Genomic DNA, 14,153 nt, shown 5'->3' on the forward strand with positions numbered 1-14,153 from the left:
TGACCTCCCCCCGCGTGCGACAGTAGCAGTCGAACGCCAAGGGGGCTCGTCAGCTCACGAGCTCGGTAGCAGGGGTCCCGACGCCGCGTTCGGGTGTGCGCATTCTTGCTGGAGGGCTCGGACGAGGTGGTCCTCGCTCACCCGTCCCACCTCGCCGAGGGTCGCAGCGAGCGGCTGATAACCGCTGTTCGCGCCGGCCGCGATGTTGGCGAGGGGTTCGGCACGTTCGAGGAGCACCTCGGCTTGCGAGGCGAGCGCGCTGCGCGTCGCACCCGAGGCCGTGTTCGCCCGTTGCCAGAGGGCGATGGAGGAGCGCACGAGTCGGCACGCCGCTGTCGCGTTCGATCCGGCGCTCGCGCCGCAGGCCGCAAGGAGCGCTCCACCGGCGACCGCGACCGCCGCTAGGCGCAGTGCCTTGGTGGGTCCCACGAGCCCAGCCTACCGAGACCTGCTGGCGGTGCTGGGCCCCGGGTAGGCTCGGACCCATGGCGACCCTGTTCGGTCCTTCATCGGCGGTGTGGGTGCTCCATGGTGATGCTGCCGGCCTGATCGGGGGTTTGCGCGCACTCGCGGTCCAAGCGCTCGAGCCTCGAGCACTCGCGGGCGTCGATCAGTTCTCGAGGTTCCAGAACGATCCCGATCGCCGACTGGCCGAGACCGTCGACTTCGTCGACGTCATCACCTACGGCACGCTCGAGGAGGTCGACGCCGCCATCGAGAGGGTCCGACGGCTCCATGAGGGGGTGCGCGGCGTCGACCCTGTCTCGGGGATGCCCTTCGACGCGAACGACCCCGAGCTTCTCGCCTTCGTGCACGATTCGCTCGTCGCCTCGGTCAGCGTGGCGTATCGAACCTTGCACCCTGGCGCTCCGACGTCACTGCTGGATACCTACACCACCGAGATGCGGCGCTTCGCCGAGCGCATGGGCGCGGACCTCGGTCTCGTGCCAGCCGACTTCGCGGGGTGCGTCCGTCTCGTCGAGTCGTGGCCGACCCTGACCGTGTCGCCCGCCTTCCGCCGCGCGTTCGAGGTCCTCGAGGCGCTGCACGTCGAGGGGCCCGTGCAGATGGTGTGGCCAGCCGTGATGCACTGGGTTCGCCACTCGCTGCCCACGTGGGTGCGGGTCGCGCTCGAGGTGGAGGAGGATCCGGTCGGTGATGCGGTCGCGTGGGTCCTGCTCGAGCTCGCCACGCGGATCGGGCGGGTGATCGTGCCGCCGTCGCCTCGGCGTCTCGCGGCGCTCGGGGTCGCCTAGGTGGACGACGCCCTCTTCGCGACGGACTTCGACGGCACGCTCCTCGACTCGACCGGCGAGCCGGTCCGACGGAGCGCGGACGCCTTCGCCGCGGCCCGACGCGGGGGCCTCGCCGTCGTCCCGGTCACGGCGCGAGGGCCGCGGTCGTCGCTCGCGATCGCGCGGACGTTGCACCTCGGGCCTGTGTGCGTCTGTTCGAACGGCGTGCTGGGGCTCGACGTGCGCACGGGTGACGTCATCTGGCGCCACGGTCTCCCGCCGGGCAGCGTCGCCGAGATCATCTCTGCGGTGGCGAGGGAGATCCCCGAGGCTCGGTTCGCCGTCGAGACGCGGGAGCAGTTCCTCGTGGAACCGGCGTTCTTCGAGCCGCAGTGGCGACGGTTCGCGGTCGCGACGGTCGTCGCTCGGCGGGGCCTCGCCGCCGCCGAGGTCCTCAAGGTCGTCGTGCGCGCGCCCCACCGGCGTGGGGACGAGCTGCAGGGTCAACTGCGTGGCGTCCTTGGAGGCCTGTCGCTGATCCCGGGCTCCAGCGACTGGCTCGACATCATCGCCCATGGGGTGTCGAAGGGCTCAGGCATCGGTCTCGGTGCCGAGGTCCTCGGCGTCGACCTCGAGCGGGTGGGTGCTGTCGGCGACCATCTCAACGACGTCGCGATGTTCCATACGGTGGGCCGCGCTTACGCGGTCGCCGACGGTCATCCGCGCGCCTTGGAAGCGGCGGATGAGATCGTGTCCGCCTGTGGTGACGGTGGGGCCGGCGAGGCGCTCAGGCGCTTCGTTGACACCATTGACCTGCCAATGTCTCAGCGCCTTCCAAGGCGCGAACGGTAGCGTGACGCCGAACAGGAGGGTGTTCGGGTGCTGTCGCGCATGATCGATACGATGCTCGCCGATCGCTCACCGGCTGAGGAGTACGGCGCATCGCGGCGAGTGCGGGCCGTGGCGCGCATCATGTCGCTGCTCGGGGTCGTCCTCTTCGTCGGCCTCGCCATCGAGGGTGTCACCATTCTCTTCATCGGTCAGCTGATCTCCATCCACATCCTGATCGGCATGGTGCTCATCCCGGTGATGGGCTACAAGATCATCGTCGCCACGTATCGTTTTGCGATGTACTACCTGGGTGTGAGCGATTTCAAGCGCGCCGGACCTCCCGAGCCGCTGCTTCGTGCCATCGGGCCGTTCGTGGTGCTCTCGACGATCGTGCTGATGGGGTCGGGTGTGGTGCTCGCGCTGCTGCCTCCTCAGTCGGTCGAGGTCGCGACGTGGCGAGCACTACATCAAGAGTCCTTCATCGTGTGGTTTGCGTTGATGACCATCCACGTGCTCGCCTATGCGCGACGAGCCTTCGGGACCGCGAAGGACGACGTAACGGAGCGGCGCTATCGGTCGCTCGTGGGTCGGCGAGGGCGGCTCGTGAGCGTCGTCATCGCGCTCGCGCTCGGCGTCGTGCTTGCCGTCGTGATGATCCCTGCGATCGGCCCGTGGTCGCACTACCTCGCATCGTTGGGCGTTCGCTGAGCGGCGCCTAGCGTGGAGACGTGCCAGAAGCCGCTGGTGGTGTCGACCAACTCCTGACGCTCGCGAGGGAAACCGCCGAGGCCTGTCTCGCAAGTGTCGAGGCGACCTCGACCGACTGGTCGTCCACGGGGGATCGTCGGGGACAGCATCGCGGTGACGTCGTTGCGGACCAGGCAGCGCTCGAACTGCTCGATCGCCCCTGGCTCAACGTCGTTTCGGAGGAGTCGGGGGTGCTCGATCGAGGAGCCGCGCTGACGGCGATCGTCGATCCCATCGATGGCTCGACCAACGCGTCGCGGGGTCTCTTCCCGTGGGCGAGTTCGGTTGCGATCGCGGACGACAAGGGCCCTCTGGTGGGGGTCGTGAGCCTGTGCCGAGGCGGCGGGACCTACTGGGCCGTGCGCGGGGCGGGAGCTCGCAGGGATCGGCGGCCGGTCAGCTCGAGTGCCGCATCGAGCGTGCGCGGCAAGCTCGTCGCCTGCAACGGGACGCCACGGGCGTGGCTCGGGTGGGGACAGTTGCGCGCGTTTGGCTCGGCAGCCTCTGAGCTGGCCTTCGTCGCAGAAGGCAGTATCGACGCTCTGGTGGACTTCTCGGAAGGGCTTGCGATCTGGGACATCGCAGCTGGCGTCCTCATCGCGCGTGAGGCCGGCGCGGCTGTCGTGAGGGCGAACGGTAACGAGGTGGACCTCAGCCCGACGGCGCCGCGACAGCGAATCGTCGCTGGAGCGTCGACTTCGCTCGCGACCGAGCTTGTCGCCGCCCTTGCTGGGGTCGGCTTGGAGCGGCGATGACGCTGGCATGGGTCGATCGGGACGACGATCTCGCCCTCGCGCTCGACGCGATCCGTCGTTATCAGGCCGAACTTGGCGAGGACCTGTGCTTCCAAGCACCTGACGACACGATCGAAGCTCTGCGTGGGCATTACGGTCCTCCTGGCGGTGTGGCGCTGTGGTTCGACGGGGGACGGGCGGTCGGCGTGGTGTGCGTGCGCAAGCTCGACGAGCATCGAGCCGAGCTGAAGCGGCTGTGGGTCGTGCCCGAGTATCGGGGTCGCGGTTGGGGCCGAGCGCTCGTGGAGGCGGCGCTCGAGCGCGCGCGGGCAGCTGGCTTTCGCGAGATCGTCCTCGATTCGCTCGATCGTTTGCAGCCTGCACTCGAGCTCTATCGAAGCCTTGGATTCGTCTCGGTCGAGCCGTACACGACCAATCCGCTTCCCGGAGCCGTCTTCCTCGGCCGTACGCTTTTCGAGCGCTAGGGTGACCAAGCCGAGCTCGTGCGAAGACGTTGCGGCTGGCTCTCTCCTCGCAACCAGGTCAACAGGCCGAGATGTTGGGCGGATCCGACCGGTGCCGCGTGGCGGACAAGGGACCGACTTCTTGGGCGAAGCGTGGAGCGCTCCGCGCGCGAATCGAGCGATGCGTCGTCGATCGGCGTGAGCTCAGGTCGCTTCGTGAGCGCAGCTGGCTCTCGGAGGACGTCGAGGAGGACCGTCGGAGCGAGGCTGAGGTGGCTGATGAGGATGTCATCCGCACGCGCGAGCTCTGCTTCGAGGACCGTCAGTGTTCGTCGTGCGAGGCGTGCGCAGGGCGCCGTTCGCGCCACCGGAACTGATGCCGTGTCTCCAGCTGGGCTTGGCAGGAGGGTTCACGTGACTGGCGCCCCAATGGGGAGCTGGCGATGGACGCTCATTGTCGGAGCGTGTCGCGCACTCGGTCGAGGCGATGCGCGGCGGTGGAGACTGGCGGCACGACGGACGCACCTGCCAACGATTCCTCGAGTGCATCCGGGGAGCGTGGCACCGACGGTGTGCCAATACGAATCCATCATGAACTGAGCCCTTCCATGTCCACGATGTTCGTGCTCGCGAGCGGCGAGTGCTTACGACGAAGGTTCTTCGAGTAGTTGTTGTACGTCTCGGCTCTGCCATTCGCCGTAGGTGATGCCCAGTCCCTCAACTTTCCAGCTGGTGCGTCCATTGTCAGCGCGGCCCGCTACCATCGATGATGCTGCCGAAGGGGAGGAAAACACGCAGTTACGGGTGAAGGTACGAGTCGTGCCGTCGGGGCTCAGCGCCAGTGTTCCATCGTCCACGAGCCTCTGGTGCAGCGGCTTGTAGGAGCTATCGTCTGCGCCTTGCCAATCCTTCCGCGCGGTCGAGCCAGCCAGGACCGTGAACTCGCCGTCGATCTCCTGCGCGGTCGCACTGATACCCGCGCGCTTCAGGGTGTAGTGCAACAATGGCGATGCCGGGTAGGGCGCTTCGATCGTCGCCTGACCGGCATGATCGGCTGCCGCCATGACCGAACGGCTCGCAGTTGATCGGAGGAGGTTGACTCCGAGGACCGGCAGCACGATCATGGCTTGGGCTATGAAGTACTCCATGTCCGAGACATCGGCTTCGGGTAGTTGGGGCGGTGGCGGCGCGGTGGCATTGTCCAAAGCTGCTCGATGTGCCTGTTGAGCGAGCGTGATCAGTCGTGACTCGAGGTAGCGGGCGTGAGCCTTCGTGAGGTTTGTGTCCTTGCTCGTCAGGACGATGACTCGGTCCCAGAAGTCCTTGCCGCCTTGGCTCTCGGGGCGAGCATGTTGGGCGAGCCGCTTGCTGACGTCGTCGCCCTCGCCGATGTAGGCGACGGTGCCTCCGAGACGCTTGGGATCGTCCCCCAGCAAGATGTAGATGCCGGTTCGCCCCGTCTCGGGTCGGCGAAGAAGGTTCGCCAGGTCCGAGCGGGGTGCAGCGACGACGTGCCCCGTCCAGTTCATGATCTCGGCGGTGAGTAACCCTCCTGGCGTCCCGTCGGCCAAGAAGATGCGAATCGACTTCCCGGCGGTCACGTGAGGGCCTCGTGTGCTGGTTGTCGAGTACGTCGTGCAAGCAGTGTCTGGGCGAACACGACCGGTAGCGTAGCATTCCTCGCGCTCTGTGAGGAGGTGGCGTGATCGGCTGAGATGGTGAGCAATGACGCCGTGTCGGTGCGTGCGATACGGCCGCTCGTGGTTCACTGTGGCATGGCCGGCGACCGGTGCGGTGCGTGCGGTGGGTATCGCGCGTGCGCAGCGTCGCAGTGCATGAGGGGCCCGACGACGACATCGCGGCGTCGCCCAGGAGTCAGAAGTTCTCCGCGCTCAGCCTCATCAGCGCTCGACGGGACCAGCGAGCAGTAGCGTGAGGAGGTCGGGTCTCACGTTGAGGGTGGGCTCGGTTTCTTTGTCCGGCCAGAGCCTGTCGAGCAAACGAGGCAAGCCCGTAGGGCTGAGATCCGCGAGAAGGAGCTCAGGTGGACGAATCAATCTTTGTCATTGGATCAGACGGTAGGCTCACTTCAATCCAGAAGAATACCTATGAACGTGAGGCTGAACTCCAGCAGCTTATCAAGGATCATCCGGAACTCATACCTGCGATGGGTGGTAGCGGAGAAGGCGAACCCATCCGCTGGCTACTGGTGCGACGGGAAGCGGGGATACCGCGAGAGGATGGCGGCTCAGATTGGTGGGCCATCGACCACATCCTCGTTGATCAATTCGCAATCCCAACCTTCGTCGAGGTGAAGCGAGCAAGCGACACGAGGGTTCGTCGTGAGGTTGTAGCTCAGATGCTCGACTACGTTGCCAATGCTACCGTTTATTGGCAGCCCGGCACCCTCGAGGGGTGGTTCAATGCTCAGCATGACGATCCCGAGCAGCGGCTCTTGGATTTCTTGGACGGATCGGAACTCAGCTCCGGCAAGTTCTGGTCGAGAGTCGACGACAACCTCCGGTCTGGTCGAGTAAGGTGTGTCTTCGTCGCCGATTCTGTTCCAGACTCACTGATTCGTCTCGTCGAGTTCTTGAACGAACACCTGCGACGTACCGAGGTGTACGCCGTCGAGTTGCCTCAGTATGTAAGCACCGACCAACTCCCTGGAGTGAGGGTCATTGTCCCAAGGGTGATCGGCGATACCGTCCGTGCGAGTGCGAACAAGCGGGAGGGACAATCGGTTCCGAAGCGGCAGTGGGATGAGGAGAGTTTCCTTGCCGCCCTCCGAGAGCGTAGCGATGCGGCCAGCGTGACACTCTCTCGTGAGATCCTCGAATGGGCACGCGCCCATGGTGTCCGAGTGATCTACGGTAATGGCAAGGTTGATGCTTCAATGATGCTCGTCGTCGGACCCAAGCCGAACGGGTATGTCTTTGCGACGGTCTGGAGTTATGGCTCGATCGAGATCGATCTCCAGTACATGAGGCGTTCGCCAGCGTTTCGGGAAGACGAGAGTCGACGAGAGGTGATCCGCAGACTGAATCACATTCCAGGTGTCGCGATCGACGAGTTCCGTTACTCCCGGCGTCCGAATGTTCCGCTAACTGTGTTCGCTGGGGATCCGGCGCGAAACGAGCTCTTCGATATCCTCTCTTGGATCGTGGAGCAGCTGAGATCTCCTCTTCTGTAGAGACGCGCCGTCGCGAGCTGTCAGGTAGTGAGGCGAGCCACCCTTGTGTGGTGGTTTGATGGCAAGTGTTCTGCAGGGCGGGTCACGTCGGGTCCGTTGCTTGCGGATCAAGGCAAGCCGGCTGCCTCGATAGGACGGCGGATGGCTCGGACTTTCGCTCTGGCGGGCGCTGCCGTCGGAGATCCCAGAACGGGCCGACATAGGAGCGAACCCGTACGCAGGTCGACGTGGTGAGGGTCCGAGGAAGAGGACAGAGCTCTGTGGTGGGCGCTAAGGGACTCGAACCCCTGACCTGCTGGTTGTAAGCCAGCTGCTCTGACCACCTGAGCTAAGCGCCCGAGAGACGTCAGCGTAGCGGGCGTTCGGGTTCGGAGGCGGAGTGCCGGGGGCGGTGTCCCACCCGAGTGAGCGCCGTGGCGATCACGCTCGCGACGACGAGGGCGACGCCGATGCCCATCGATAGCGAAGCCACTGCGAGTCCGAGCGCCACCGAGACCACCGCCGCAACCACCGGCTCCAAGGTCCCGATGATGTTCGCCTGGAGCGCGACGACGCGGTCGAGCGCGGTGAGATACAGGGCGAAGGGCAGTGCGGTCCCAGCGATCGCGACGAATGCGACCTCTGCCCAGCCGGTCCCATCGAGCGAGCGAGGCCACGCCATGATCAGGACCGGGGCCATGGGGATCGCGCCGAGCACGAACGCCCGTGTCACGACGCGCGGGGCCGGCTCGGCTCTATACAGGGGCGCTGGCGCGAGGTTGTAGAGCGCGGTGACCACTGCGGAAGCAAGCCCCCATGCGATGGCGGTGAGACCGACGTGCTCACCCGGGCTGATGCCGACGACCAAGCCGACCCCGCCGACGGCGGCGATCACGATCACGACCTCGATCAGGCTGGGTCGTTGCCAGGCGCGGAGGGTTCCCCAGAGCAGGATCAACACGGGGCTCGTGAACTGCAGCAGCGTCGCGGTCACGGCCGAGCCGGTCGCGACCGCGAGGAAGTAGGTCGCTTGGACGCCGAGCAGGCCGACCAGCGCGAACACGAGGAGCCGACCTCGGAGCGCTCGGGGGCCGAGGCTGAAGCTGTGCCGGATCGGGTCGTGACGGAGGGCCTGCCAGGCGACCAGCAACGCTGCCGAGACGATGATCCTGCTCGCGACCAGCCACAGCGCGGTGACGTCGGTCGTGTCGAACAGGCGCTGCGCGACGACACCGGAGATCCCCCACAGCGTCGCGGCAGCGACCACGCTGGCCAGCGCTCGACGGTCTTCGGTCGTCACGACCCCAAGGCTAGGTCGTGGGTATGGACGCTTGCCTCGCGTGCCGTACGATAGGGCGAGCCGGACGAGGAGGAAGGATGCCCCAACCGAGCGCGTCGTTCTCGGTGACGGTGCGAGTCGAGCTCGACGATCCTCGAGGGATCGCCGAGGTGACCCGCGTTCTCACCGAGCGTGGTGCGGTGATCACTGCGCTCGACACGATCGAGTCGCGCGCGGGCCACCTCGTGGTCGACGTGACCTGCAACGCGGTCGACGAGGTCCATGCCGACGAACTCCACAAGGCGCTCGATGCCCTCGAGGGTACGAGGGTGCGCGCGATGAGCGATCGCACCCTCCTGCTCCACCTCGGTGGCGTCCTCCAAGTGGCCTCGAAAGTCCCGCTTCGCACGCGTGACGACCTGTCGATGGCCTACACCCCGGGCGTGGCTCGAGTCTCGGAGGCGATTCGCAACGATCCTGCTGCCGCGCGCAACCTCACCATTCGGCGTAACGCCGTCGCGGTCGTCACGGACGGATCGGCGGTCCTCGGGCTCGGCAACATTGGTCCGGCGGCTGCGTTGCCGGTGATGGAAGGCAAGGCGATCCTGTTCAAGCGCTTCGCCGACGTCGACGCTTGGCCGCTCTGTCTCGCGACACAGGATCCGGACGAGATCGTGCGGGCCGTCGAGATCATCGCCCCGGTCTTCGGCGGCATCAACCTCGAGGACATCGCCGCTCCGCGATGCTTCGAGATCGAGCGCCGGCTTCGCGAGCGGCTCGATATCCCAGTGTTCCACGACGACCAGCACGGTACGGCGATCGTGGTGCTCGCGGCACTGCTGAACGCGTTGCGCGTCGTGGGCAAGCGGCTCGAGGACGTGCGGATCGTCATCGTCGGACTCGGTGCGGCGGGGGTGGCGATCGCCCGACTGCTGCTGGCCGAGGGCGTGCGCGATCTCATCGCCGTCGACGTCGACGGCATCGTGACTCCAGACGATCCCGGCCTCGATCCGGCTCGACGTGAGATCGCCGAGGCCTCGAATCCTCGCAACATCCGTGGTGACCTCCCTGAGGCGATGGAGGGTGCCGACGCCGTGATCGGAGTCTCACGACGCGGCGTGCTGAAGGCGGAGCACCTCGAGCGCATGGCGCCGCGTTCGGTCGTGTTCGCCCTCGCCAACCCTGAACCAGAGGTGGATCCAGAGATCGCGCGCCGCTTCGCCGAGGTCGTCGCGACCGGTCGGAGCGACGAGCCGAACCAGATCAACAATGTGCTCGTGTTCCCTGGCTTCTTCCGCGGCCTCCTCGACGCGAACGCGCGCGAGATCACGCTCGCCATGGAGCGAGCCGCCGCGCACGCGCTGGCGGCCATCGTGGCGCCCGACGAGCTCTCACCGGCCTACATCGTCCCAACGGTGTTCAACCCGAGGGTGGCCCCCGCCATCGCGAAGGCGGTGGCCGGGGCGATCACGGACAGCTAAAGCGTTCGACGCCCTTCGATGCCGCGAAGGCGAGCCGTGGCGTGCCGTTCGTGAGTCGAAAGCCCAGCGACACCATCTCGCTGGGCGGATTGTCGGAGGCCTGGAGGTTCGGATCAGTGAGGCCGACGACCGTGAAGCCCTGGTTCGGGGACGTAAAGGTCGGGTTGGAGCTCTCGCATCCGACCGTCGCGATGACCGGGCCTGCGATGGTGTACGGCGTACTCGTGGTCGTCCCGGGCGGACTCGGGATCGCCTCGGCGTGGCGGAGGCCGCTCAGCACCGTCTCGAAGTAGAAGATGGTGTTCGGCGGATCCTTGACGAGCGGTGATGGCGGCACCGAGGCGAGGATCGCGACGAGCTGGGGCCCGGCCGTACCTGGTTTGAAGGCGTACACGCCGTTCGGGACGTTGCCGACCATGTTGGCACACGACGCCGAAACGATGGCGAGTGGTGTCGTGCCGGTCACGTAGCCGACGACCGTTCCCTGCTGCGTGGGCGGGCCGCTCAATGGGTGGCAGTGCGGGGCCAACCCCGGGTAGGTGAGCTTCGACCACGCTACGTCTGCGAACGCAGCCTCGGCCGCTCGGTCGGACGGTGTGAGGACGACCGGGGCCTCGCGAGGGGCGCGAGGGGTGGGACGTGCGCTGATGCCGACGCTCGACTGGCCACAGGCCGCGAGCGCCACACTCGTGCCTAGGAGGCTGATCACCGCTCGGCTCCTGCGTCGATTCATGGTGCATGTCAGCGTAGTCAACGGGTGCTGAGCGAGCGCGAGGCTCCCGGGTGCGCGACCCGACCATGGGCCTGGCTCGGCTACCGGGCGAATTGGAGGGGAGTGCCTGCGACAGGTGCCGATCGGCGGTAGCCTGGGCCCAGATGGTTGTGCCTGCACCAGAGACACGAGCGAGAGGCTGGAGTCCGAGCGAGCCGCGGTGGCGGATCGACGAGTTCCTCGCCGAGAACGTGCAGCTTCGACCCGCGACGAGGCGACGCTACCGCGTCGTCCTTTCCAACATCCAGGCTCGAGCGGCGTCGCTCGGGGCGGCATCGCCGGCTCAGCTGGACGCTCACGTGTTGCGGCGGCTCCTTGCCGCTCCTGGGTCGAACGGGCCGTACGCGCCGGCGACTCGCGATCTCGAGCGGGTCGTGCTGCGGCGCTACCTCGTTTGGGAGGGAAGTGAAGGGGCACTCGCTCTCGCGGCGCAGCTCGCTGCGTTTGCCAGGCGGCGCCCACGGCCCTTGCCGCGCGGCATCGACGAGACGACGCTCGGATCGACCCTCGACGGTCTCGATGCTCGGGCGGATGCGCGTGCGATGGCGATCCTCGAGCTGGCCTATGCGACGGGGTTGCGGGCGAGCGAACTGTGTGCGCTCGATCGGAGCGACCTCGGTCCGGGCGACCGGTGGCTGGTCGTGCGGGCCGGCAAGGGAGGTCGGACCCGCCGGGTTCCGATCGGCGAGGCTGCCCGGACGGCGCTCCGGGCCTACCTCGCCACGCGCGACGACGATGCCCCGGCACTGTTGCTCGGAGCCCGCGGGGCTCGACTCTCGCCGCGGGGGCTACAGCGGTTGACCCGGCGCTATCTCGATGTCCACCCGCACCAGCTGCGCCATGCCTTCGCCACGCACCTGCTCGATCACGGCGCCGATGTGCGATCGATCCAGGAGCTGCTGGGGCATGCGCGACTGGCGACTACGGAGATCTACACCCACGTGTCGCGCGAGACGCTGACGCGCGTCTACGATGCGACGCACCCTCGAGCAGGGCGAGGAGAGGCATGAGCGACGACGAGGTGATCGAGTCGGCGTGGCGCCGCTTCAAGCACGACGGTGACCTCGAGGCGCGCAATCGCCTGCTCGAGCACTACGCGTCCCTCGTTCGCTTCGTCGCCTCGCGCGTCGCGGTCGGGTTACCGGCGAGCGTCGACCCCAACGACCTCGCCAGCTACGGCACCTTCGGGCTGATCGACGCGCTCGAGAAGTTCGAGCCGGAGCGGGGCATCAAGTTCGAGACCTATGCCATCACACGGATCAAGGGCGCCATCATCGACGAGCTTCGCGCGATCGACTGGGTGCCGCGGTCGGTGCGGGCCAAGGCGAAGTCGGTCGAGCAGGCCTACGCCGCGCTCGAGGCACGGCTGCATCGGCCCCCCACCGATGCCGAGGTCGCCAGCGAGCTCGGCATGAGCGAGGACGAACTGCTGGCGATCTACTCCAAGATCTCGTTCCTCGGACTCGTCGGTCTCGACGAGGTGGTGATGTCGGGCGAGCGCGGTGAGGGTATGACGCTCGGGGACACGCTTGCCGATCGTCGTCAATCGGCCGGTGGCGCATTCGAGGAGCAGGAGCGCCGTCGCATGCTCGCCGATTCCATCAATCAGCTGGCCGATCGCGAGAAGACCGTCCTCGTGCTCTACTACTACGAAGGTTTCACCCTGGCGGAGATCGGCCGGATCCTCGGCGTGACCGAGAGTCGGATCTGTCAGATCCACTCCAAGGCCGTTCTGGCTCTGCGAGGCAAGCTCGGCGACCTGATCGGCTAGGGAGCCTTGCCGAGGCGCCTAAGCTGTGGGGCCGCACGTTCGTCGTCGATACTCGGGCACTCGAACCCACGGTCGGCCACCTGAGCCGCATGGAGTGCCCGCTGATCCAACCGTTGGGAGGTTGAACCGTGGCTGAGCGCCCGTTGGTAACGATGTCGCAGCTGCTCGAGGCCGGTGTCCACTTCGGTCACCAAACTCGTCGCTGGAACCCGAAGATGCGTGAGCACATCTACGAGCGGCGTGGGGGCATCCACCTCATCGACCTACGTCACACCCTGGAGGGCATCGATCGCTCGTTCCGCTTCGTTCGCGATCTCAGTGCTCGTGGCGGCACCATCTTGTTCGTCGGTACGAAGAAGCAAGCCCAAGACGCCGTGAGTCAGTACGCGCGCCTTGCTGGGGTTCCCTACGTGAGCCACCGCTGGCTCGGCGGGATGCTGACGAACTTCGGCACGATCTCGCGGCGCGTCGCGAAGATGGCAGAGTACGAGCGCATGCGTGACCAGGGCGACTTCGAGGCGATGCCGAAGAAGGAGGCGCTTCTCTTGTCGCGCGAGCTCGCCAAGCTGGAGCTCAACCTTGGAGGCATTCGCAACCTGACGCGCTTGCCCGATGCGATCTTCGTGATCGATACGCCCAAGGAGCACATCGCGGTCACCGAGGCGAATCGGCTCGGAATCCCGGTGGTGGCCGTGGTGGACACCAACGCCGACCCCGACCTCGTGACCTACCCGATGCCCGGGAACGACGACGCGATCCGCGCGTGCGAGCTGTTCACCCGCTTGATGGCGACCGCCGTCATCGAAGGCCGGCAGCGTCAGCAGGCCAAGCCGGCTGCCTAGAGACCGCGGCCACGAACGAAGGAGGAGACCAGGTGGTCAGTGCGAGCGATGTGCAGGCCCTGCGCCGTGCGACGGGCGCAGGCATGCTCGATGCCAAGAAGGCGCTCGAGGAGGCCGATGGCGACGTCGAGCGAGCGACGCGCCTGTTGCGAGAACGAGGCCTCGCCTCGGCTGCCAAGCGCGTCGATCGAGACAACGCCGAGGGAGCGGTTGCGCTGTCGCTGCTCGAGGACCGGGCGGGTGCGATCGTCGAGCTTCGCTGCGAGACGGATTTCGTCGCCAAGGCGCAGGATTTCGTCAACACCGCCAACGAGCTGGCGGCGACCGTCGCGACCGATGGGGAGCAGGCCGTTGCCAAGTTCGAGAGCATCATCGAAGACTTGCGCCTGAGCCTCAAGGAGAACATTGCGCTCGGTCGGGTGGTGCACTTCGCGGCCGGTGACGGCGACGTCGTCTCGGGTTATCTCCACGTCCAGGCAGACCGCGGCGTGAACGCCGTGCTCGTTCAGCTGCACGGCGGCACGGCCGAGCTCGCCCACGACATCGCACTGCACATCGCCTTCGCCCGGCCGCGGTACCTGTCGCGCGCCGACGTCCCAGCCGAGGAGGTCGAGCGCGAGCGTGAGACCTTCGAGGTGCAGGCGCGCAACAGTGGCAAGCCCGAGGCTGCGCTCGCCAAGATCGTCGAGGGTCGCCTCGACGGCTTCTTCAAGGAGATCTGCCTGCTCGACCAGGCCTTCGTGAAGGACGAGAAGCGCAAGATCCACGACGTGCTCGCAGGTGCGTCAGTCGTTCGGTTTGCGCAGGTGGAGATCGGTCGCTGAT

Annotated in this window: 14 protein-coding genes, 1 tRNA gene and 1 pseudogene; 11 read left to right on the forward strand and 5 right to left on the reverse strand. The window is 66.7% G+C overall.

Features of this window, described 5'->3' with window-relative positions:
* Positions 1 to 54: 54 nt before the first annotated feature.
* Positions 55 to 429: a hypothetical protein gene (locus AFER_RS03135; protein ID WP_015798062.1), complete on the reverse strand. Its 375-nt coding sequence runs from the start codon at positions 427 to 429 to the stop codon at positions 55 to 57.
* A gap of 56 nt (positions 430 to 485) precedes the next feature.
* On the opposite strand from AFER_RS03135, the gene AFER_RS10825 reads away from it, so the two are divergent.
* The 5 genes from AFER_RS10825 to AFER_RS03160 are packed head-to-tail and all read left to right on the forward strand — an operon-like array spanning position 486 to position 4,032.
* Positions 486 to 1,256 carry an oxygenase MpaB family protein gene (locus AFER_RS10825; RefSeq protein WP_015798063.1) on the forward strand — a complete coding sequence of 257 codons (771 nt, stop codon included), beginning with the start codon at positions 486 to 488 and terminating at the stop codon, positions 1,254 to 1,256.
* A complete protein-coding gene (locus AFER_RS03145; RefSeq protein ID WP_015798064.1) occupies positions 1,257 to 2,087 on the forward strand; it encodes an HAD family hydrolase in 831 nt (276 codons plus the stop codon). It begins immediately after the preceding gene.
* Between the two features lie 39 nt (positions 2,088 to 2,126).
* On the forward strand, positions 2,127 to 2,774 hold the full coding sequence (locus AFER_RS03150) for a hypothetical protein (RefSeq protein WP_143711926.1): 648 nt from the start codon (positions 2,127 to 2,129) through the stop codon (positions 2,772 to 2,774).
* 20 nt (positions 2,775 to 2,794) lie between these two features.
* On the forward strand, positions 2,795 to 3,568 hold the full coding sequence (locus tag AFER_RS10830; protein ID WP_015798066.1) for an inositol monophosphatase family protein: 774 nt from the start codon (positions 2,795 to 2,797) through the stop codon (positions 3,566 to 3,568).
* Positions 3,565 to 4,032 carry a GNAT family N-acetyltransferase gene (locus AFER_RS03160; RefSeq protein WP_015798067.1) on the forward strand — a complete coding sequence of 156 codons (468 nt, stop codon included), beginning with the start codon at positions 3,565 to 3,567 and terminating at the stop codon, positions 4,030 to 4,032. The genes AFER_RS10830 and AFER_RS03160 overlap by 4 nt, the downstream gene beginning before the upstream one ends.
* Positions 4,033 to 4,655: 623 nt before the next feature.
* On the opposite strand, the gene AFER_RS03170 is transcribed toward AFER_RS03160, so the two are convergent.
* Positions 4,656 to 5,612 (reverse strand): GIY-YIG nuclease family protein, encoded by a 957-nt coding sequence (locus AFER_RS03170; protein WP_015798068.1) that lies wholly within the window; start codon positions 5,610 to 5,612, stop codon positions 4,656 to 4,658.
* Between the two features lie 443 nt (positions 5,613 to 6,055).
* Between AFER_RS03170 and AFER_RS03175 the strand changes: the two genes are divergently transcribed.
* Entirely contained in the window at positions 6,056 to 7,204 is a 1,149-nt protein-coding gene (locus AFER_RS03175; RefSeq protein WP_015798069.1) for a hypothetical protein, read from the forward strand.
* Between the two features lie 261 nt (positions 7,205 to 7,465).
* Here AFER_RS03175 and AFER_RS03180 read toward each other — a convergent pair.
* Positions 7,466 to 7,542: transfer RNA gene (locus AFER_RS03180), tRNA-Val, on the reverse strand.
* A gap of 8 nt (positions 7,543 to 7,550) precedes the next feature.
* Positions 7,551 to 8,483, reverse strand: coding sequence for a DMT family transporter (locus tag AFER_RS03185; protein WP_015798070.1), 933 nt, complete (start codon positions 8,481 to 8,483; stop codon positions 7,551 to 7,553).
* Between the two features lie 77 nt (positions 8,484 to 8,560).
* Here AFER_RS03185 and AFER_RS03190 point away from each other — a divergent pair, with 77 nt between their 5' ends.
* Positions 8,561 to 9,943 (forward strand): NAD-dependent malic enzyme, encoded by a 1,383-nt coding sequence (locus AFER_RS03190; protein ID WP_015798071.1) that lies wholly within the window; start codon positions 8,561 to 8,563, stop codon positions 9,941 to 9,943.
* On the opposite strand, the gene AFER_RS03195 is transcribed toward AFER_RS03190, so the two are convergent.
* Positions 9,930 to 10,652 (reverse strand): hypothetical protein, encoded by a 723-nt coding sequence (locus tag AFER_RS03195; RefSeq protein ID WP_015798072.1) that lies wholly within the window; start codon positions 10,650 to 10,652, stop codon positions 9,930 to 9,932. The two genes, AFER_RS03190 and AFER_RS03195, sit on opposite strands and share 14 nt — an antisense overlap.
* Before the next feature lie 167 nt (positions 10,653 to 10,819).
* Here AFER_RS03195 and AFER_RS12765 point away from each other — a divergent pair, with 167 nt between their 5' ends.
* From AFER_RS12765 to tsf, 4 genes and pseudogenes are all read left to right on the forward strand, one after another.
* Positions 10,820 to 11,725, forward strand: coding sequence for a tyrosine-type recombinase/integrase (locus tag AFER_RS12765; protein ID WP_049755279.1), 906 nt, complete (start codon positions 10,820 to 10,822; stop codon positions 11,723 to 11,725).
* Positions 11,722 to 12,486, forward strand: a complete 765-nt coding sequence (locus tag AFER_RS03205; protein ID WP_015798074.1) for a FliA/WhiG family RNA polymerase sigma factor — start codon at positions 11,722 to 11,724, stop codon at positions 12,484 to 12,486. The genes AFER_RS12765 and AFER_RS03205 overlap by 4 nt, the downstream gene beginning before the upstream one ends.
* A gap of 152 nt (positions 12,487 to 12,638) precedes the next feature.
* Positions 12,639 to 13,295: pseudogene (gene rpsB, locus AFER_RS03215) on the forward strand (30S ribosomal protein S2); the annotation flags it as partial.
* 65 nt (positions 13,296 to 13,360) lie between these two features.
* Positions 13,361 to 14,152, forward strand: a complete 792-nt coding sequence (gene tsf / locus AFER_RS03220; RefSeq protein WP_015798076.1) for a translation elongation factor Ts — start codon at positions 13,361 to 13,363, stop codon at positions 14,150 to 14,152.
* Position 14,153 lies beyond the last annotated feature (1 nt).

Origin of the sequence: Acidimicrobium ferrooxidans DSM 10331 (genome assembly GCF_000023265.1) — a bacterium.
Taxonomy (GTDB): domain Bacteria; phylum Actinomycetota; class Acidimicrobiia; order Acidimicrobiales; family Acidimicrobiaceae; genus Acidimicrobium; species Acidimicrobium ferrooxidans.

Excerpts from the sequence above, each read along its gene's own strand:
- AFER_RS10825 (WP_015798063.1), top strand. The coding sequence starts at position 486 with ATGGCGACCCTGTTCGGTCCTTCATCGGCGGTGTGGGTGCTCCATGGT.
- AFER_RS03150 (WP_143711926.1), top strand. The coding sequence starts at position 2,127 with ATGATCGATACGATGCTCGCCGATCGCTCACCGGCTGAGGAGTACGGC.
- AFER_RS03160 (WP_015798067.1), top strand. The coding sequence starts at position 3,565 with ATGACGCTGGCATGGGTCGATCGGGACGACGATCTCGCCCTCGCGCTC.
- AFER_RS03190 (WP_015798071.1), top strand. The coding sequence starts at position 8,561 with ATGCCCCAACCGAGCGCGTCGTTCTCGGTGACGGTGCGAGTCGAGCTC.
- AFER_RS12765 (WP_049755279.1), top strand. The coding sequence starts at position 10,820 with ATGGTTGTGCCTGCACCAGAGACACGAGCGAGAGGCTGGAGTCCGAGC.
- AFER_RS03205 (WP_015798074.1), top strand. The coding sequence starts at position 11,722 with ATGAGCGACGACGAGGTGATCGAGTCGGCGTGGCGCCGCTTCAAGCAC.